1 protein-coding gene is annotated in these 387 nt (G+C 49.6%); it reads left to right on the top strand.

Features of this window, described 5'->3' with window-relative positions; genetic code table 11:
• Positions 1-354 (top strand): hypothetical protein (locus JIN85_RS21015; RefSeq protein ID WP_200274539.1); only part of this gene is annotated, 354 nt, incomplete at its 5' end.
• Positions 355-387 lie beyond the last annotated feature (33 nt).

Consider the following 387-nt stretch of genomic DNA (forward strand, 5'->3'; position numbering starts at 1 on the left):
ACGTTATCCAAGGAAATGAAGTTCTGCTGTCACGCCGCCAATGGCCGTTTCAATGATCGCCTCAACGTAGGTGAATTCCTGATTGCGGGAGTCGACCCGAAACGGGGCGATCTGCGTTTCTACTGCGGTTTTACAGCCTGTCACAAAGCTGACTGGAAGGATCTGACCGTGACATGCTATAAGCTTGGCGATTTGATGAGAGAGGCAGGGGCATCGAACTTCAAGCTATGTGCCCATCATATCGTGAAGTATTGCTCGTTCTGTGGTGTAGACTTGGCTGAATTCTACGGTTTAGATGGAGGAGCTTTGCGGGACGATGAATTCCTCAAGCAATTAAAAAATGGAAGAGGATAACAAGGCGTGTGTGGCAACGGCGAACAAGCTCGC

It is taken from the genome of Luteolibacter pohnpeiensis, assembly GCF_016595435.1.
GTDB lineage: Bacteria > Verrucomicrobiota > Verrucomicrobiia > Verrucomicrobiales > Akkermansiaceae > Luteolibacter > Luteolibacter pohnpeiensis.